The sequence below is a fragment of the Devosia sp. FKR38 genome, from assembly GCF_005222805.1.
Taxonomy (GTDB): Bacteria; Pseudomonadota; Alphaproteobacteria; order Rhizobiales; family Devosiaceae; genus Devosia.
Genome location: NZ_STGC01000005.1, coordinates 497363 through 515739 on the forward strand (window position 1 = coordinate 497363; position 18377 = coordinate 515739).

At 65.0% G+C, this 18377-nt stretch carries 15 protein-coding genes; 10 read left to right on the forward strand and 5 right to left on the reverse strand.

Annotated features, from left to right (window positions below; genetic code table 11):
• Positions 1-71 precede the first annotated feature (71 nt).
• The 10 genes from E8M79_RS07500 to E8M79_RS07545 all read left to right on the forward strand — a co-directional run bounded on the left by E8M79_RS07500 (position 72) and on the right by E8M79_RS07545 (position 10083).
• The gene (locus tag E8M79_RS07500) at positions 72-878 is read left to right on the forward strand and encodes a DeoR/GlpR family DNA-binding transcription regulator (RefSeq protein WP_137151315.1); all 807 of its coding nucleotides are present in this window, start codon (positions 72-74) and stop codon (positions 876-878) included.
• 38 nt (positions 879-916) lie between these two features.
• Positions 917-1903, forward strand: a complete 987-nt coding sequence (gene rhaS / locus E8M79_RS07505) for a rhamnose ABC transporter substrate-binding protein (RefSeq protein WP_137151316.1) — start codon at positions 917-919, stop codon at positions 1901-1903.
• Positions 1904-2174: 271 nt separating this feature from the next.
• Entirely contained in the window at positions 2175-3683 is a 1509-nt protein-coding gene (locus E8M79_RS07510; protein WP_137151317.1) for a sugar ABC transporter ATP-binding protein, read from the forward strand.
• Complete coding sequence (locus E8M79_RS07515; RefSeq protein WP_137151318.1) at positions 3680-4657, forward strand: ABC transporter permease; 978 nt, start codon at positions 3680-3682, stop codon at positions 4655-4657. Before E8M79_RS07510 ends, E8M79_RS07515 begins: the two co-directional genes overlap by 4 nt.
• A complete protein-coding gene (locus E8M79_RS07520) occupies positions 4654-5649 on the forward strand; it encodes an ABC transporter permease (protein ID WP_137151319.1) in 996 nt (331 codons plus the stop codon). Before E8M79_RS07515 ends, E8M79_RS07520 begins: the two co-directional genes overlap by 4 nt.
• Entirely contained in the window at positions 5646-5981 is a 336-nt protein-coding gene (gene rhaM / locus E8M79_RS07525; RefSeq protein WP_137151320.1) for an L-rhamnose mutarotase, read from the forward strand. Before E8M79_RS07520 ends, rhaM begins: the two co-directional genes overlap by 4 nt.
• Before the next feature lie 245 nt (positions 5982-6226).
• Positions 6227-7138 (forward strand): ABC transporter substrate-binding protein, encoded by a 912-nt coding sequence (locus E8M79_RS07530; protein ID WP_137151321.1) that lies wholly within the window; start codon positions 6227-6229, stop codon positions 7136-7138.
• An 82-nt stretch (positions 7139-7220) separates the two neighbouring features.
• Positions 7221-8411, forward strand: a complete 1191-nt coding sequence (locus E8M79_RS07535) for an ABC transporter permease (RefSeq protein WP_137151322.1) — start codon at positions 7221-7223, stop codon at positions 8409-8411.
• Positions 8408-9343 (forward strand): ABC transporter ATP-binding protein, encoded by a 936-nt coding sequence (locus E8M79_RS07540; RefSeq protein ID WP_137151323.1) that lies wholly within the window; start codon positions 8408-8410, stop codon positions 9341-9343. The genes E8M79_RS07535 and E8M79_RS07540 overlap by 4 nt, the downstream gene beginning before the upstream one ends.
• Complete coding sequence (locus tag E8M79_RS07545; RefSeq protein WP_137151324.1) at positions 9340-10083, forward strand: ABC transporter permease; 744 nt, start codon at positions 9340-9342, stop codon at positions 10081-10083. Before E8M79_RS07540 ends, E8M79_RS07545 begins: the two co-directional genes overlap by 4 nt.
• 10 nt (positions 10084-10093) lie before the next feature.
• Here E8M79_RS07545 and cysG read toward each other — a convergent pair whose 3' ends face one another.
• From cysG to E8M79_RS07570, 5 genes are all read right to left on the reverse strand, one after another.
• The gene (gene cysG, locus E8M79_RS07550) at positions 10094-11458 is read right to left on the reverse strand and encodes a siroheme synthase CysG (RefSeq protein WP_248304934.1); all 1365 of its coding nucleotides are present in this window, start codon (positions 11456-11458) and stop codon (positions 10094-10096) included.
• Positions 11459-11489: 31 nt separating this feature from the next.
• On the reverse strand, positions 11490-14132 hold the full coding sequence (locus E8M79_RS07555; protein ID WP_137151326.1) for a nitrate reductase: 2643 nt from the start codon (positions 14130-14132) through the stop codon (positions 11490-11492).
• A gap of 3 nt (positions 14133-14135) precedes the next feature.
• Positions 14136-15887, reverse strand: a complete 1752-nt coding sequence (locus tag E8M79_RS07560) for a nitrate ABC transporter ATP-binding protein (RefSeq protein ID WP_137151327.1) — start codon at positions 15885-15887, stop codon at positions 14136-14138.
• Between the two features lie 9 nt (positions 15888-15896).
• On the reverse strand, positions 15897-16976 hold the full coding sequence (locus tag E8M79_RS07565) for an ABC transporter permease (protein ID WP_137151328.1): 1080 nt from the start codon (positions 16974-16976) through the stop codon (positions 15897-15899).
• 69 nt (positions 16977-17045) lie between these two features.
• Positions 17046-18350, reverse strand: coding sequence for a CmpA/NrtA family ABC transporter substrate-binding protein (locus E8M79_RS07570; protein ID WP_248305044.1), 1305 nt, complete (start codon positions 18348-18350; stop codon positions 17046-17048).
• Between the last annotated feature and the right edge of the window lie 27 nt (positions 18351-18377).

The following is an 18377-nucleotide window of genomic DNA, read 5'->3' on the forward strand; positions in this document are numbered from 1 at the left end:
CGAATTTGATGGTTTCATGATTGACACTGATTGGAATGAATGGAAACTATGATGCCAGGGAGAGACAAGACGTGCACGAAACCGAACGCCACAGAGTGATCATTGCTGCCGTGCAGTCGCGCCCCGTCGCGACGGTGGCGGATCTGTGCCAGGTCACCGGCTCGTCCGAAGCCACCATTCGCCGCGATATTGCGGCCCTGCATGTGCGGGGCGAGGTGCGGCGCGTGCGCGGCGGTGCCGAGGCGGTCAACCCGCCAGAGCAAAGCGCCCTGATGGGCCGGCCCTTCTCGGTCAACGAAACCATCAATATCGAGCAGAAGCGCGCAATTGCCCGCGCGGCGGCCGCCTTGTGCAAGGATGGTGAGCCGATCATCATCAATGGCGGCACCACCACCTACCAGATGGTGCATCACCTGACGCAGCGGCGCATGAGCGTGTTCACCAACAGCTTCGCCATTGCCGAATATCTCATCCACAACTCGCGCAATTCCGTCGTCATTCCCGGTGGCACGGTCTATCGCGAGCAGAATGTCATCCTCTCGCCCTTCGGCGGGGTGGTGGCCAGCCACTTCTATGCCAAGCGCATGTTCATCGGCTGCCAGGGCATTGGCCAGCATGGGCTGATGGAAGCCGATCCCATGATCGTGCAGTCCGAGCTGGGCCTGATCGGCCAGGCTGACGAACTGATCGTGCTGGCCGATTCATCGAAATTTTCGGGACGCTCAAGCCTCATTCTGTGTGGCCTCGACCGAATAGCCGCCGTCATCACCGACGCCGGCATCCGCGACGAAGACCGTCAAATGCTGGAAACAGCAGGCGTGCGGCTCATCGTGGCGGAAACCACTGCTCAGGCGGAAAAGCAACAAACCGTCGCCTGAGAAACCCAAGCCAGACTATCCCAGGGAGGGATTACCTTATGAAGCTTCTGAAGATCCTGGCGGCCACCACCGCCGTCGCCGCTCTGCTCGCCAGCCCCGCCTTCGCCCAGACCCGCATCGCGCTGGTCGTCAAGTCGCTGGGCAATGGCTTCTTTGACGCCGCCAACAAGGGCGCGCAGGAAGCCGCCAAGGAACTGGGCGATGTCGAAGTCATCTATACCGGCCCGACCGCCGCAACCGCCGAAGCCCAGATCGAAGTCATCAATGCGCTGATCGCCCAGCAGGTTGATGCCATCGCCATCTCCGCCAACGATCCGGACGCTCTGGTGCCGGCCCTGCAGAAGGCCATGGAACGCGGCATCAAGGTGATCTCCTGGGATTCCGGCGTCGCCCCCGAAGGCCGCCAGCTCCACCTGAACCCCTCCGAAACCGCGCTGATCGGCGAGACCATCATCAAGCTGGCCGCTGATTACCTGCCCGAGGGCGGCGACGTCGCCATCCTATCGGCTGCCTCCACCGCCACCAACCAGAACGCCTGGATCGATGCGGCCAAGGCCGTGCTGCCCGCCAAGTTCGCCAACATCAACCTGGTCTCGGTCGTCTATGGCGACGATGACTCGGTCAAGTCGACCGACGAAGCAAAGGGCCTGATTGCCTCCTATCCCAACCTCAAGGCCATCATTGCCCCCACCACCGTCGGCGTCGTGGCTGCCGCCCAGGTCGTCACCGACCAGGGCCTGATCGGCAAGATCAACGTCACCGGCCTTGCTCTCCCGTCCGAGTTCAAGCAGTTCATCGACAATGGCGCTTCCCAGGCCGTTGCCCTGTGGAACCCGATCGATCTGGGCTACTCGGCCGTCATGCTGGCCAATGACCTGGTCAAGGGCGGCGAAGCCAAGCCCGGTGCCAAGCTCTCGATGGGCCGCATGGGCGAGCTGACCCTGGACGACACCAACTCGGGCGCCATGGCCGCTCCCTTCACCTTCGACAAGTCCAACATCGAAGAGTTCTCCAAGATCTACTAAAGCCCGTCCTCGCCTCTCCCCCGCTGTGGGAGAGGTCATCCGGCATATCGGGTGAGGGGTTCAGCCTGAGGGGCATCATTGCTCCAGTCAGGCTCAGAACCCCTCACCGCATCCCGCTTGTCCCGCCTATCCCCCCTTGTCCTTGGGGCCGGAGACACCACTGGGCAAAGTGTGGGCGATATGCGGATAGAAAGCGGCACACTTCAGGCACAATCTGCCCCACCGGGCGTAACAAATTGTGCATCAGAACGTGAAAAACGGACCTCGATCCATGACCGATCAACCCATCCTGACCCTCTCGGGCATTTCCAAGAGCTTCCCCGGCGTGCGGGCGCTGCACAATGTCTCGCTCGAGCTCTATGCCGGCCAGGTCACCGCGCTGATCGGGGAGAACGGCGCCGGAAAGTCCACCCTGGTCAAGACCCTGACCGGCATCTACCAGCCCGACGCGGGCGAAATTACCGTGAATGGCCAAAAGGTTACGCTGCCGACGGCGCATTCTGCCTCAGCGGCCGGGATCACCGCCATTCACCAGGAAACCGTGCTGTTCGACGAGCTGACCGTCGCCGAGAACATCTATCTCGGCCATGCCCCGCGCACCGCGCTGGGGCTGATAGACTGGCGCAAGATGCGCAGCGAAGCCCGGCTCACCCTCGACGCCATGGCCGCCGGCATCGATCCCGACATCAAGCTTAAAGAGTTGGGAATAGCCAAAAAACACCTGGTCGCCGTGGCCCGCGCGCTCTCCATCGACGCCAGCGTCGTCATCATGGATGAGCCCACCGCCGCCCTCAGCCAGAAGGAAATCGAGGAGCTCTACGTCCTGATCGACCTGCTCAAGCAGGACGGCAAGGCGATCCTGTTCATCAGCCACAAATTCGATGAGATCTACCGCATCGCCGATCGCTTCACCGTCTTCCGCGACGGCGAGCAGGTCGGCAAGGGCATGATCGCCGACACCAGCCAGAATGCGATTGTCCAGATGATGGTCGGCCGCCCGGTCGAAGGGATTTTCCCGGCCCGCAAGGCAGCCATCGGCAAGGTGGTTCTCGAAGCCAAGGGCCTCAGCCATCCCACTGAATTCGATGATGTTTCATTCTCCGTGCGCAAGGGCGAAATCCTGGGCTTCTATGGCCTGGTTGGCGCCGGGCGCAGCGAGGTCATGCAGGCCGTTTTCGGGCTGACGCGCCCCTCCGCTGGCACGCTGGCGCTCGATGGCGCGACAATCACGCCCCGCTCTCCCGCCGACGCCGTCGAGGCCGGCATCGTCTATGTCCCCGAGGAACGCGGCAAGCAGGGCGTCATTACCGGCGAACCCATTTTCAAAAACGTCTCGCTGCCGTCGCTGGGTAAGACCAGCCGTTCCGGCTTCCTGCGCCTGGCCGAGGAATTTGCCCTCGCCCGCACCTATACCGAGCGGCTGGACCTTCGCGCCTCTTCGCTCAGCCAGAATGTCTCGACCCTGTCGGGCGGCAACCAGCAGAAGGTCGTGATCGCCAAGTGGTTGGCGACGCTGCCCAAAGTCATCATCCTCGATGAACCCACCAAGGGCATCGACATCGGCTCCAAGGCCGCCGTGCATGATTTCATGGCCGAACTGGTCGCCCAGGGCCTCAGCGTCATCATGGTCTCCTCCGAACTGCCCGAAGTTCTCGGCATGAGCGACCGCATCGTCGTCATGCGCGAAGGCCGCATGGTGGCAACGCTCGACAACGAAGGGCTCAAGCCCGAAACCCTGGTGCGGCTGGCCGCCGGCATCATCGAGGAGCAGGCCGCATGAACCGCTTGATGAAACACCGCGAAGTCTGGCTGGCGCTGGCCATCGTCCTGGTGGTCGTGCTGGTCACGCTGCGCTTTTCGCGCTTCGCCCAGCCGGCCAATTTGCTGACCATCTTCAACGACACCTCCATTCTGATGATGCTGGCGCTGGGGCAGATGGCGGTGATCCTGACCCGCTCGATCGACCTCTCCATGGCCTCCAATCTGGCGCTGACCGGCATGATCGTTGCCATGCTCAACGCCGCCTTCCCCGGCGTGCCGATCCCGGCGCTCATGGCCCTCTCCGTACTGATCGGCGCGGGCCTCGGCGCCTTCAATGGCGTGCTGGTGTGGAAGCTCGATATTCCGCCCATCGTGGTGACGCTGGGCACGCTGACCATTTTCCGCGGCATGGTGTTTGTCATCTCGGGCGGCGCCTGGGTCAATGCGGCCCAGATGAGCGCGGACTTCATTGCCTTCCAGCGCGTGGTGTTCCTGGGTCTGCCGGTTCTGAGCTGGTTCGCCATTGTGGTGGCCGCGCTGTTCTATGTGCTGATGACCCGGACCCCATTGGGCCGCGCCTTCTATGCCATCGGCGTCAATCCGACGGCCTCGGTCTATACCGGCATCAATGTGGGCCGCACCAAGTTCATGGCCTTCGTCATCTCGGGCGCCGTGGCCGGGCTCTGCGGCTATCTCTGGATTTCGCGCTATGTCATCGCCTCCACCGAAGTGGCCGGTGGCTATGAGCTGACCATTATTGCCGCCTGCGTCATTGGTGGCGTCTCCATCGCTGGCGGCATCGGCAGCGTCGGCGGCGTGCTGCTCGGCGCCATTTTCCTGGGCGTCATCAACAACGCCCTGCCGGTGATCAACATTTCCCCGTTCTGGCAGATGGCCATTTCCGGCACGGCGATCCTGTTGGCCGTGGTGCTCAACGCGCGCGGCGAACGCAGCAAGGGTCGCATCATCCTCAAGACGGCAGAAATAGCATGACCGACACTTCGCTCCACCGCTCGCTGCCCGACCGCCTCGACAATCCGCTCCGCTCGGCCCTGCTGAGCTGGGAAAGCCTGCTCGTGCTGGTCGCGGTGGTGATCTTCATCGTCAATTCCTTCGCCTCGCCCTATTTCCTCAACGCTTGGAGCCTGAGCGATCTCACCTTCAACTTCACCGAGAAGGCGCTGATCGCACTAGCCATGGCGCTGCTGATCATCGCCGGCGAGATCGACCTGTCGGTGGCCGCCATCATTGCGCTGGCGTCGACCTTGATGGGCCTGGCGCTGCAATATGGCGCCGATACACCGGTGCTGGTGGCCATTGGCGTGGGCACTGGCATCGCCTGCGGCGCGGTCAACGGCTTCCTCGTCACCGGCCTGAAACTGCCCTCGATCGTGGTGACCATCGGCACGATGAGCCTCTTCCGGGGCATCAGTTTCATCATCCTGGGCGACCAGAGCTTTAAGGGCTATCCCAAGAGCTTTTCCTGGTTCGGCCAGGGCTATGTCTGGGGCGTGATCTCGTTCGAGCTGGTGCTGTTCGTGCTCTGCGCCGTGATCTACTTCGTGCTGCTGCACCGCACCAATTTCGGCCGCCGCGTCTTTGCCATCGGCAATAATGCCGTGGCGGCGCAGTTCTCTGGCGTGCGGGTGGACCGTATCAAATTCGTGCTGTTCTGCCTCACCGGCCTGATGAGCGGCGTCGCTGCTGTGCTACTCACGGCGCGCCTCGGCTCGACGCGGCCCTCGATTGCCGAGGGCTGGGAGCTGGAGGCCATCACCATGGTGGTGCTGGGCGGCGTCTCCATTGTCGGTGGCGCGGGCTCGATCCTGGGCGTCGTGCTGGCCGCGATCATCATGGGTCTTGTCACCTTCGGACTGGGCCTGCTCAATGTGCCGGGCATTGTGATGTCCATCTTCATCGGCGGCCTGCTGATCGTGGTGATCGCGCTGCCCATCCTGTTCCGCATGTGGAGGCAGCGCACATGATCATCACCGACGGCGATTACGAAAAGCATGCCTTCAAGATGCAGCTCAATCCCGGCATGGCAGCCGAATACAAGAAGCGCCATGATGAGATCTTCCCCGAGCTGGTCGACCTGCTGCATGCGGCGGGCGTCAGGGACTATTCGATCCACCTCGACGAAGAGACCAATATCCTGTTCGGCGTGTTGTGGCGCCGCCGGGATCACACCATGGCGGACCTGCCAGCCACCGCGGTGATGCAGCGCTGGTGGGCGCATATGGCCGATGTCATGGCCACCAATGCCAAGAACGAGCCGATCTCGGTCGATCTCACGCCCATGTTCTGGATGAAGTAACCTCCGCTCCGGTTGGAACGAATAGTTCGGTATCTGGACCACTCACCATTGGTCCGGATCGGCAGGCTTTGCGTATCAAAGGTTGATCGGCAGGCGATAAGCCGCCATGCTGACACGCGTTGTCAGCATTGGCTGATAGCTCCGTTGCGTCTTCGGGCGCCCGATTGACCGCTCTGCGAGTCGCGCCGACCAGACGTCACGACGGGCAGCCCTTGCCCCAGCCAACCACAATCACGGAGACTCCCATGCGCCGCACATCCATGCTTTTGAGCGTTGCCGCCGCACTGGCCATGTCGATCACCGCAGCCCATGCCCAGGTCGTTGTGTCGTCCAAGATCGACACCGAAGGCGGCGTGCTGGGCAATATCATCAAGCAGGTGCTCGAAGCCAACGACATCCCGGTCGAAGACCGCATCCAGCTGGGTGCCACGCCCATCGTCCGCCAGGCCATCACAGCCGGCGAAATCGACATCTATCCCGAGTATACCGGCAACGCCGCTTTCTTCTTCGAGAAGGCCGATGACCCGCTGTGGAACGATGCTGCGGCCGCCTATGCCGAAGCCGCCAAACTCGATCTTGAGGCCAACGAGATCGTCTGGCTGACCCCGTCGCCGGCCAACAACACCTGGGCTGTCGCGGTGCGCAATGATGTGGCCGAGGCCAATAAGCTGGCCACCTTCAGCGAGTTCGGCGCCTGGGTCGCCGGGGGTGGCGAGGTGAAACTCGCGGCCTCGGCCGAGTTCGTCAATTCGCCCGGCGCCCTGCCCAAGTTCCAGCAGGTCTATGGCTTCACCCTCACGCCCGATCAGCTGGTGACGCTTTCGGGCGGTGATACGGCAGCAACCATTGCCGCGGCCGCCCAGCAGACCAATGGCGTCAACGCGGCCATGGTCTATGGCACCGATGGCGGCATTGCCCCCTCGGGCCTCAAGGTGCTGGAGGACGACAAGGGGGTGCAGCCGGTTTACCAGCCGGCGCCGATCATCCGCAAAGCCGTGCTGGACCAGTACCCGCAGATCGCCGAACTGCTCAAGCCGGTGTTCGAAGGCCTGACGCTCGAAGTTTTGCAGGACCTCAATGGTCGCGTGCAGGTGGGTGGCGAGGCTTCGGCCACTGTCGCCACCGACTATTTGACCAAGGGCGGCTTCCTGAAGTAGCCGCAACCGCTGCGGCGACGCGATCTCCTCTGCTTCAGGCAGAAGGGGATCGCCCACACTTCTGCCGGACATCGGAGCCTGCATGAGCCTCGCCGAGACCGCACATTCCCAAACGCCGCCTGCCTGGCTGGCCCTCGACCGGCTGGGCGTGTTGGTCGCCATCATCGCCGCTGGCGGGCTGGCGCTGCCCTTTGCGCTGTTCCGCGCCAATCGCATCGTGCCCGGTGATGCGCTGGGCCTGTTTGCCGCGCTGCCCATGCCACTGGCGCTGGTGCTGCTGACCGCGCTGGTCGGCGGCTTTGCTGCGGCGCTGCTGCGCTGGCCGGCGGCGATCAAGCTGGGCATGGGACTGGTCGTGCTGGCGGTGCTCTTCGTCCTGGTCGGGCTTTCGGCCAGCCATCTGACGCCCGAGGGTGACAGCTTTGCCCGTGTGTCGCCCGGCGCCGGCTTCTGGGTGCTGGCCTTTGCCTTTGCCGTTCTGGTCACTGACGCTTTGACACGCCTCGCCCTGCGCCCCTGGCAGCGTATTGTCATGCTGCTGGCGGTGACCTTCGCCATGGCTCTGCTGCTGTGGAGCGGGTTGTGGACCGACCTTTCCATGCTCAAGGAATATGCCAACCGGGCGCAATCCTTCTGGTCGGAGGCGCGCACGCATCTGGGCCTGGCTTTTGGCTCGGTGGCCCTGGCCACGCTGGTCGGCGTGCCGCTGGGCCTGGTCTGCTACAAGGTCAAGAGCCTGCGCGCCAGCGTGCTGAGCGTGCTCAACATCATCCAAACCATTCCCTCGATTGCGCTGTTCGGCCTGCTGATCGCGCCGCTGGCCTGGGTTGGCGCGCATGTGCCGGGGGCCAAGACCATCGGCATTTCCGGCATTGGCGCGACGCCGGCGCTCTTGGCGCTGTTCGCCTATTCGCTGCTGCCCATTGTCGCCAATACGGTGGTGGGTCTGCTGGGCGTATCACCTGCCGCCATTGATGCGGCCCGCGGCATGGGCATGACGCGCTGGCAGCGCTTGCGGGCGGTCGAACTGCCCCTGGCTTTTCCGGTGATCCTCACTGGCATCCGCATCGTGTTGGTGCAGAATATTGGCCTCACCACCATTGCTGCCCTGGTCGGCGGCGGCGGGTTCGGGGTCTTTGTCTTCCAGGGCATTGGCCAGACGGCCATGGATCTGGTGCTGCTTGGCGCGGTGCCGACCGTGGCGTTGGCCTTTGCTGCGGCCGTGGTGTTGGACGCCCTGGTGGACATGACGGCGCGGGAGACCCGAACATGATCGAAATCGACGACGTTTCCCGCCTCTATGACGGCCGCGCCGTGGTGGACCAGGTGACCCTGACCATCCAGCCACGTACGGTCTGCGTCATCGTCGGCACCTCCGGCTCGGGCAAGACCACGCTGCTGCGCATGATCAACAAGCTGGTCAATCCGTCGAGCGGCAGCCTGCGGATTGATGGCGAGGATATCGCCGGCATTCCGGCCTATGAGCTGCGCCGCCGCATCGGCTATGCCATCCAGGGCCATGGCCTGTTTCCCCACCGCACCGTGGCGCAGAACATCGCCACCGTCCCTGGCCTGCTCGGCTGGGACAAGGCCAAGACGCAGACCCGCGTTGATGAACTGCTCGAGCTGTTCCAGCTCGATCCCGTCAGCTTCCGCGATCGCCTGCCGCATCAGCTCAGTGGCGGCGAGCAGCAGCGCGTCGGCGTCGCGCGGGCGCTGGCCGCTCGGCCCAATATCCTGTTGATGGATGAGCCCTATGGCGCGCTCGACCCGGTGATCCGCGCCAAGGCGCAGGATGACCTGCTCGCCATCCAGCGCAAGCTGGGCACCACCATCGTGCTGGTGACCCATGACATGGAAGAGGCCATCCATCTGGGCGACACCATCGCCGTGATGGCGCATGGCAAATTGCTGCAGAGCGCACCACCGGCCGAGATCATTGCCCGCCCGGCCAGCGATTTCGTTGCCAATCTGATCGGCAGCAGCGAACGCCCGTTCCGCCTGCTGTCGCTGTCGCGCGTTGGCGACCATGTCGAGCCGGGCACGGCCAGCGGCACGCCGGTCGATGTGACGGCCTCGCTGCGCGATGCCTATGCCGAGCTCTTGTGGTCGGCGCGCACGGCGCTGCCGGTCACGCGTGATGGTCAGGTTATTGGCCAGGTGACACTGGCGGCGCTGGCGCGGCTGGCGGCGCGGCCGCAATGAGCTGGGGCAACGGGATCCGGCTGGTGGCGCTGCTCGCCCTGCTGGCGCTGCTGATCTGGCCGCAGGCCTTTGCCGGCGCCTTTGGCCTGCTGACCAGCAATGGCCAGCCCGCCATCTATAACCAGGGCAGCCTGCTCGACATCACCCTCAGCCATCTTGGCATTGTCGCGGTGGCCACGCTGGCTGCGACCTTCATCGCGGTGGGCCTCGCCATCATTGTTACCCGGCCGTTCGGCGCCGAATTCCTGCCGGTGTCGCGCAGCCTTGCCAATATCGGGCAAACCTTTCCGCCCGTGGCGGTGCTGGCGCTGGCGGTGCCCATGCTCGGCTTCGGCACGGCGCCGACGCTGGTGGCGCTGTTCCTGTATGGCCTGCTGCCCATTTTCGAGAACACACTGACCGGCCTCACCGGCCTGCCGCCGGCCGTTATTGAGGCGGCGCGTGGCATGGGCATGAGCGGCTGGCAGCGGCTCTGGCGGGTGGAACTGCCGATTGCGCTACCGGTGATCCTGGCGGGCATTCGGCTGTCGGTTGTCATCTCGCTGGCCACAGCGACCATTGGCTCTACCGTCGCCGCCCGCACGCTGGGCGAGGTGATCATTGCCGGGCTCCAGTCCAACAACACCGCCTTTGTGCTGCAGGGCGGCCTGATCGTGGGCGTGCTCGCCGTGCTGATCTATGACGGGCTCTCGGCGCTTGAGCGGCGCCTGCTGGCGCGCACCGGGCAGGCTGAGGCCTGATCCGACCCGCTCAGGCTGTGCCGGTGGCCAAGAGGGCCATGGCACCGCGCTGCGCAAGCGCATCGCCCACTGCAAAGATCGTCGGCGCCGAGAGCGGAAACTGTTCAACCGCCACAACGGCCTCGGCAATGCTGCCGCGCCAGACCTGTTCGTCGGCGCGACCGACATTGCCAGCGATGATGGCCGGGGTATCCAGGCTCATGCCGCCGGCGGCCAATTGGTCGACAATAGCAGGCAAGGTGCGGCGGCTCATGTAATAGACGCTGGTGGTGGCGGCATCGGCCAGGGCGGCCCAATTCAGACTATCGGGCAGCACGCCCTTGCGGGAGTGGCCGGTGACGAAGCGGACCGATTGCGCATGGTCGCGGTGGGTCAAGGAGACGCCGAGCCGGCTGGCCAGCGCCAGCGCCGCTGTGACACCGGGGACGACCGTGACGGGCACGCCATGCCGTTCGAGCATGTCGATCTCCTCGCCGGCGCGGCCAAAGATCATGGGATCGCCGGACTTGAGGCGCACCACATGCTTGCCCTGGCGCGCAAGCGACAGCATCATCGCGTTGATATCGTCCTGCTTGCAGCTCTCGCGGGCCGCGCGCTTGCCCACCAGCATGCGCTTGGCCTCGCGGCGCGCCAACTCCAGCACCTCGGATGACACCAGATCATCGAACAGGATGACATCGGCTGATTGCAATGCGCGGACGGCCTTGATGGTCAACAGATCGGCGTCGCCCGGACCGGCGCCTACCAAAGTCACGCGACCGGTGGCCGACGCGGCCAGGTCAGTGTCGATATGCAGATCGGCCGCACTTGGGCCGCGGTCGCCCAAAGCGCGGGCCGCAAGGCCCTCCCAGAAGGCGCGGCGTGCCGAGCCCGCCGGCAGGCGCGCCATCACCTCGGACCGCACATCCTGCGCCAACTGCGCCCATTGGCTCAGTGTGGCCGGCAGCAGCGTTTCGATGCGGCGGCGCACCGCCTGGCCGAGAATGGGCGCGGCACCGGCGGTGGAGATACCCACCACCAGCGGCGAGCGGTTGACGATGGCACCGAACTGGAACTGGCAGAACTCAGGCCTGTCGATGACGTTATAGGGCACGCCCTGTGCCCGCGCGGCAGCCACGAACGCCTCGGCATCCGCATCGTCCTCGATCTCGGCCACGGCCAGCGCCGCACCCGTGAGATCGGCTGGTGTCCAGGCGCGGTCGATGAGCGCGATGCCGCCTGTGTCGGCCATGGCCGCGAGCACCGCGCAGCGCTCTTTTTCGGGCGCAAACACCCGCACATCAGCGCCCGCGGCCGCCAGCAGCTCGATCTTCCAGGTCGCCGGCTCACCGCCGCCGATGGCGACCACCGGCTTGCCAGCGAGGTCAAAGAACACGGGCAGCACCGCGAGGGGCGCGATACGGGGCCTATTCGGCTGCGGCGACGAGACGATGTGCATCGATAATCCCCCTGATTTCGGCGCGGCAGGAGCCGCAATTGGTACCGGCCCGCGTGCAGGCGCCGACGGCTTCGACGGTGGCGCAGCCCTGGTCGGTGACGGCCGCGGCAATGGTGTTGCGGCCCACCGAGAAGCAGGAGCAGACGATGGCTCCGGCATCGGGACGGTCAGCGCCGGGCCGGCCGGCGAGCACCTTGGATGCGCTGACGTTGTCTGCCTTGAGCAGGTCAACGGCCCATTGGCGGGCCACGGCGACGGGCGTCGCGGCGACGTAAAGCGCGAGTTGCAACTGCCCGTCGGCCAGCACCGCAAAGCTGCGCCGGCCCGAGCCGGAATCGATCACCGAATGGATACGCGCTGCGGCAGGCAGGGCGAATGCAGCACGCAGCCAGGCGTCCCAATCGCCCGGTTCTTCAACAAAGCCCAGTTCGCCCCGGATGCCACCCGGCCCTTCGGCCAGCGCCCAATAGTCGGCCGAGAGCGCCGGACGCTGCTGCGCGACGAAGAAGCCATAGCGTTCCACGGCGAAGGGCGCGGCCGCCACCTGCGCCATCTTGAGCGCCGGCTGGCCGGAAATGGCATCGGTGCGCGCGGTGACCAGTGCGTCCACGCGTCCATTGGAGGCAAACTGGTCAGTCCAGTGCATGGGCGCGAAGACGTGACCACGCTGCTGTCGATCCGTCACCAGAGCGCGGACAACCGCGCTGCCGTGGCCATTGCTGAGCCGCACCAGCGAGGCGGGTGCGATGCCCAGGCGTTCGGCGTCGGCGGGGTGGAGCTCGGCAAAGGGTTCGGCATAATGCGCCGACAGGCGGGCCGTTTTGCCGGTGCGCGTCATGGTGTGCCAATGGTCGCGCACCCGGCCGGTATTGAGGATCAGCAGGCCCGGCGCGGGCTGCACGGGTTCGGGCGGCGTCACGGCGACGAAGCGCGCCCGCTGGTCTGGCGTGAAGAAGCGGCCATCGCCGAACAGGCGCGTGCGGGCCTGGTCGCGCACCGGCCACTGCACGGGCGCGAGGCTGTCGTAGTCCGCCCCCGCAAGACCTGACAGATCCAGATCGCGCTGGCCGTCATTCTCGAAGGCCGTGAGTGCGGCATGTTCGGCGAAGATGTCGGCAGGTCCGGCATAATCAAAGGCCGCGCCAAAACCCATGCGCTGGGCGACCTGGGAGATGATCCACCAGTCGGGGCGCGCCGCGCCCGGCAGCGGGAGGAAGGGGCGCTGGCGCGATATGCGGCGCTCGGAATTGGTCACCGTGCCGTCCTTCTCGCCCCAGCCGGCAGCGGGCAGGCGGACATGGGCATGGAGCCCCGTGTCCGTGCGGTCGGTCATGTCCGAGACCACCACAAAGGGGCAGGCGGCCAGCGCCGCACGCACCGCATCGGCCTCGGGCATGGAATCGACGGGATTGGTCGCCATGATCCAGATGGCCCTGACCTCGCCGCGCGCCACGGCGGCAAACAGGTCCACGGCCTTGAGGCCGGGCCTGGTCGCCACAGTGCTGCTGTTCCAGAAGCGGCCAACGCGATCGATGGCCTCCGGCGTGAAATCCATATGCGCGGCCAGCGTATTGGCCAGCCCACCCACTTCGCGCCCGCCCATGGCATTGGGCTGGCCGGTGACGGAGAACGGCCCCATGCCCGGCTTGCCGATGCGGCCGGTCAGCAAATGGGCGTTGATGATGGCATTGACCTTGTCAGTGCCTACGCCGGACTGATTGACGCCCTGCGAATAGACGGTGACGACCCGTTCGTTGGCGGCAAACCAGTCGTAGAACTGCGCCACATCGCTGGCAGACAGGCCGGTTGCCGAGGCGACGCGATCCAACGGCCAGTCGCGGGCAATCTTCAGCGCCGCGACAATCCCCGAGGTGTGGTCGGCCACGAAGGCAGGATCAATCGCCCGGCATGTCGCCAGATGGGCCAAAAGCCCGACAAAGAGCGCGCTGTCGCCATCGGATTGCACGGGAAGGTGCAGATCGGCGATGTCGGCGCTGGCGGTGCGGCGCGGATCGATCAGCACCACACGCATCCCGGGTCGCTCGGCCTTGGCCTTGGCGATGCGCTGGTAGAGCACCGGATGGCACCAGCCCAGATTGGAGCCGACCAGCACGACAAGATCGGCCAGCTCAAGGTCCTCGTAATTGCCCGGCACCGTGTCCGAGCCGAAGGCCCGCTTATGCCCAGCCACCGAGGAGGCCATGCAGAGCCGCGAATTGGTGTCCATATTGCCGCTGCCGATGAAGCCTTTCATCAGCTTATTGGCGACGTAGTAGTCCTCGGTGAGCAATTGGCCGGAGCCATAGATGGCCACCGCATCGGGCCCATGCTCGGCAATGGTGCGGGAAAAGGTGCTGGCGACGCGGTCGAGCGCCGCGTCCCAGCTCGTGCCCACCCCATCCATCTCGGGCTGCAAAAGGCGGTTGCTCAGCGCCAGGGTTTCGCCCAGCGCCGACCCCTTGGAACAAAGCCGGCCGAAATTCGCGGGATGCTCCGGGTCGCCCGCGATGGCCACGCTGCCATCCGGCTGTGGTGTCGCAAGCACGCCGCAGCCGACGCCGCAATAGGGGCAGGTGGTGCGAACAGTCTTGCTGGCCTCGCCCTGCTGCATGGCTCAGGCCGCCGAATGGGGTAGGGCGGCCCCGCTGCGGGCGATGCGGCGGGCGCGGATCCGCTCCAACGTTGCCTCGTCGGGATTGGCGCCGCCTTCATAGGCTTCCAGAAACCCCAGCAGCTCCTCGCGATAGCCATAGTAGTCCTTGTGCGCCAGCAGCGCCTTGCGCGAGCGCGGCCGCGGCAGGTTGACCTCCATCACATTGCCGATACGGGCATTGGGGCCGTTGGACATCATCACCACGCGGTCGGCGAGAAGGATGGCCTCATCCACGTCATGGGTGACGCAGATGGCGGTGACCTTGGTATTGGCCCAGACCTCCATCAGCACATCCTGCAGCTCCCAGCGCGTGATGCTGTCGAGCATGCCGAAGGGCTCATCGAGCAGCAGCAGCTTGGGCGAGAGGGCGAAGGCGCGGGCAATACCGACGCGTTGCTTCATGCCATTGGAAAGCTCGCCGGCCAGCCGGTGCATGGCATCGCCCAGCCCGACGCGGGCCAGGTAATATTCGACGACATCGCGGCGCTCGGCGGCGCTGGCCGTGGGATAGACCCGGTCGACACCCAGCGCGACATTCTCGCGGGCCGTGAGCCAGGGCATCAGCGACGGCGCCTGGAACACCACAGCCCGTTCCGGCCCGGCGCCCACCACTTCGCGATTGTCGAGCACGATGCCACCGGCCGAGATCGGGTTGAGCCCGGCCACCATCGACAGCACCGTCGACTTGCCGCAGCCGGAATGCCCGATCAGCGTCACGAACTCGCCCTTGTTCATCTTGAAGTCGAAGCGGTCCACAACCGTCAGCGGCCCCTTTGGCGTGGGATAGATCTTGGAGACCTGCGAGAACTCGACATAGCCTGCCTTGGCCGGCGAGGCCGCCGCCTGGGCATAGGCCGAGGGCAGTTTCTGGGACTTGCCGCGGCCAATCGGCACCACATTGGGCAGCGTTACCGGCTTCTCGCCGGCCGCATTGCGACCCGCGCCAATGTCGAGCAGATATTCGGTAATGTCACGACGCAGGGCAATGAAGCGGTCATCGCCATTAAGCGCTGCGCGGTCACGCGGCCGCTCGATGCCCACTGCAAAGCTGGGCCCCAGCGTGGCGCTCGGTCCGGGCGTCAGCGGAATGACCCGATCAGCCAGCAATATGGCCTCATCCACATCATTGGTGATGAGGATGATGGTCTTCTTTTCTGCTTCCGAGATCAGCGCGAACTCGTCCTGCAGCTTGGAACGCGTCAGCGCGTCGAGCGCCGAAAGCGGCTCGTCCATCAAAAGGATATCGGGCTGCATGGCGAGCGCCCGGGCCACCGCAACGCGCTGACGCATGCCGCCCGACAGCTCGGCCGGGCGTCGGTCGACCGCGTGACTGAGCCCCACCAGTTGCACATAGTGCTGGCGCAGCGCCAACCGTTCAGCCCGGCCCTTGGATTTGTGCACCGCGTTCACGGCCAGATCGATATTGCCGCCCACCGTCAGCCAGGGCATCAGCGAATAGGACTGGAACACCACGCCGCGCTCCGGCCCCGGGCCGGTGATCTCCCGTCCGCGCAGGATGACGCCGCCCTGATCAGGCTGGATCAGCCCGGCCAGCAGCGAGATCAGCGTGGTCTTGCCGGCGCCCGAAAAGCCCAGGATGGCGACGAACTCGCCTTCACTGACGTCTAGATTGATACCCGAGAGCACGTGATGGCGCTTGTCGCCATCCCCGTAGTGCTTGCCCAGATCGGAGAGCTGCAGAATGGGAGCCATGTGCGCCTCCTAGCGGTTGGACGAGAATGTGAAGGCCGTCTGCAGGGTGAACATCACCCGGTCGAGCATGAAGCCGATGATGCCAATGGTCAGCACGGCCACAATGATGCGGGCCAGCGAGTCAGATGAGCCGTTCTGGAACTCGTCCCAGACGAATTTGCCGAGGCCGGGGTTCTGCGCCAGCATTTCGGCAGCGATCAGCACCATCCAGCCCACCCCCAGCGACAGGCGCAGGCCGGTGAAGATCAGCGGCATGGCCGACGGGAGCACCAGCTTGGAAATGGTGGTGAGGGTGGACAGCTGCAGCACCTTGCCGACATTGACCAGATCCTTGTCGATCGAGGCCACGCCCAGCGCAGTATTGATCAGTGTCGGCCACAGCGAGCACAGCGTCACTGTGACAGCCGAGATGATCAGCGCCTTGGGAAAGGCGTCGTTGACGTCGACATAGACGGCCGACACCACCATGGTGACGATCGGCAGCCAGGCCAGCGGCGACACCGGCTTGAACAATTGGACCAGCGGATTGAGCGCGCCGTTGAAGGGGCGGCTGAGGCCCGAGGCTATGCCGAGCGGCACGGCGATCACCGTGGCGATCAGAAAGCCCAGGCCAACCGTCTTGAGCGAGGTCAGTATCTGGTCAAGGAACGTCGGCTTGCCGGTGAAGCTGCGCGTCTTGACGTCGTCCGAACGTCCCTCGGCCACCAAAGCCGCATTGCGCTCGTCCTGTCGGGCATAGAACTCGGCTTCCTTCTGACGCTCGGCCACATGGTCCTGCCACAGCGCGCCGGCCTGCTGCCAAACCTGCACCGGGCCGGGGATAGCGCCCAGCGAGGTCTGCACCTGTGGCGCAAGCGCCGCCCAGGCCAGCCCGAACATGACAATGCCCATCAGCGGGAATACCAGGCTGTCGCGCAGCTCTCCCAACTGCTGGCGCGGGTCATCGCCGGCCGCGATGCGCAGCAGGGGCGTCAGCCAGCCCAGGCCCAGCGCGCTCAGCCAGGCTGCGGCCCGGTTGATGCCGGCAAACAGCTTCTGGCGTTTTGGGTTGGCCCGGCCCTTGGGGGCGATTTCGGTGGCAATGGTCATGATGCTGATCCCTTGTTCGGCATGCGGCGTGGGACCAGGCCCGCTGGGCCCGGTCCAGGTCGGAACAGGTTACTTGGCTGCGGCGGTTTCGCCGGTCTTCAGGCCGATCGGCATGCTGTCGATATAGGCGTTGGGCGTATGGCCGTCGTAGGCGATGCCATCGATGAACTCGGCCGTGACGGCGCGATAGCCATCGCTGTCCCAGGGGATATCGGCAGCCTCGATCTTGCCTTCGTCGACCAGCATCTGCGCCGCCTTGAGGTAGATGTCCGGGCGATAGACCGACTTGGCGACATCGGCATACCAGTCATCAGGCTTGTCTTCGGCAATCTGGCCCCAGCGGCGCATCTGCGTCAGATACCAGACCGCGTCCGAGTAATAGGGATAGGTGGCGAAGTGCCGGTAGAAGACGTTGAAGTCGGGCACCGGACGCTTGTCGCCGGGCTCAAACTCAAAGGTGCCGGTCATGGAATTGGCGATCACCGCCGCGTCGGCACCGACATATTCGGGCCGCGACAGGATATCGACCGCCTCGGGGCGATTGGCATTGTCGTTCTCGTCCAGCCATTTGGCGGCGCGGATCAGCGCCTTGGTGACGGCAATGGCGGTATTGGGATACTGCTCGACAAATTCGGCCGTCATGCCGAACACTTTTTCCGGATTGTTCTTCCAGATCTCGGCATCGGTGATCACCGGCACACCGATCTTCTTGAACACCGCAGCCTGGTTCCAGGGCTCGCCCACCGAATAGCCATCGATGGTGCCGGCCTCCATGGTCGAGGGCATCTGCGGCGGCGGGGTTACCGACAGATAGGCTTCGGCGCCGATCTGGCCGGACACGTCTTCGGGGGAATAAAAGCCCGGATTGATGCCGCCGGCCGCCAACCAGTAGCGCAGTTCGTAGTTGTGCGTGGAGACCGGGAACACCATGCCCATGTTGAACGGGCGGCCTTCGGCCGAGAAGGCCTCGATGACAGGCTTGAGGGCCGAGGCACTGATCGGGTGCTGCGGCAGGCCATTGGCGTCGACCGCCAGGCCGGGCTTCATCAGCTCCCACACCGCGTTGGAGACGGTGATGGCATTGCCATTGAGGTCCATCGAGAAGGGTGTGACGATATGGGCCTTGGTGCCATAGCCAATGGTGGCGGCCAGCGGCTGGCCGGCCAGCATATGGGCGCCATCCAGCGTGCCGGTGACGACGCCATCGAGCAGCACCTTCCAGTTGGCCTGCGGCTCGAGGGTCACGAACAGGCCTTCGTCCTCGAAATAGCCCTTCTCATAGGCCACCGCCAACGGCGCCATATCGGTCAGCTTGATGAAGCCGAACTTCAGCTCATCCTTCTCCACGTCCAGCATTTCGGCCTGCGCCGCCATGGGCACCAGCAGTGGCGCCGCCAACAC

What these genes read in the sequence shown, in the direction of transcription:
- rhaS (WP_137151316.1), top strand. Translation starts at nt 917, where the DNA reads ATGAAGCTTCTGAAGATCCTGGCGGCCACCACCGCCGTCGCCGCTCTG.
- E8M79_RS07510 (WP_137151317.1), top strand. Translation starts at nt 2,175, where the DNA reads ATGACCGATCAACCCATCCTGACCCTCTCGGGCATTTCCAAGAGCTTC.
- E8M79_RS07515 (WP_137151318.1), top strand. Translation starts at nt 3,680, where the DNA reads ATGAACCGCTTGATGAAACACCGCGAAGTCTGGCTGGCGCTGGCCATC.
- E8M79_RS07520 (WP_137151319.1), top strand. Translation starts at nt 4,654, where the DNA reads ATGACCGACACTTCGCTCCACCGCTCGCTGCCCGACCGCCTCGACAAT.
- rhaM (WP_137151320.1), top strand. Translation starts at nt 5,646, where the DNA reads ATGATCATCACCGACGGCGATTACGAAAAGCATGCCTTCAAGATGCAG.
- E8M79_RS07530 (WP_137151321.1), top strand. Translation starts at nt 6,227, where the DNA reads ATGCGCCGCACATCCATGCTTTTGAGCGTTGCCGCCGCACTGGCCATG.
- E8M79_RS07535 (WP_137151322.1), top strand. Translation starts at nt 7,221, where the DNA reads ATGAGCCTCGCCGAGACCGCACATTCCCAAACGCCGCCTGCCTGGCTG.
- E8M79_RS07540 (WP_137151323.1), top strand. Translation starts at nt 8,408, where the DNA reads ATGATCGAAATCGACGACGTTTCCCGCCTCTATGACGGCCGCGCCGTG.
- E8M79_RS07545 (WP_137151324.1), top strand. Translation starts at nt 9,340, where the DNA reads ATGAGCTGGGGCAACGGGATCCGGCTGGTGGCGCTGCTCGCCCTGCTG.
- E8M79_RS07555 (WP_137151326.1), bottom strand. Translation starts at nt 14,132, where the DNA reads ATGCAGCAGGGCGAGGCCAGCAAGACTGTTCGCACCACCTGCCCCTAT.
- E8M79_RS07560 (WP_137151327.1), bottom strand. Translation starts at nt 15,887, where the DNA reads ATGGCTCCCATTCTGCAGCTCTCCGATCTGGGCAAGCACTACGGGGAT.
- E8M79_RS07565 (WP_137151328.1), bottom strand. Translation starts at nt 16,976, where the DNA reads ATGACCATTGCCACCGAAATCGCCCCCAAGGGCCGGGCCAACCCAAAA.
- E8M79_RS07570 (WP_248305044.1), bottom strand. Translation starts at nt 18,350, where the DNA reads ATGGCGGCGCAGGCCGAAATGCTGGACGTGGAGAAGGATGAGCTGAAG.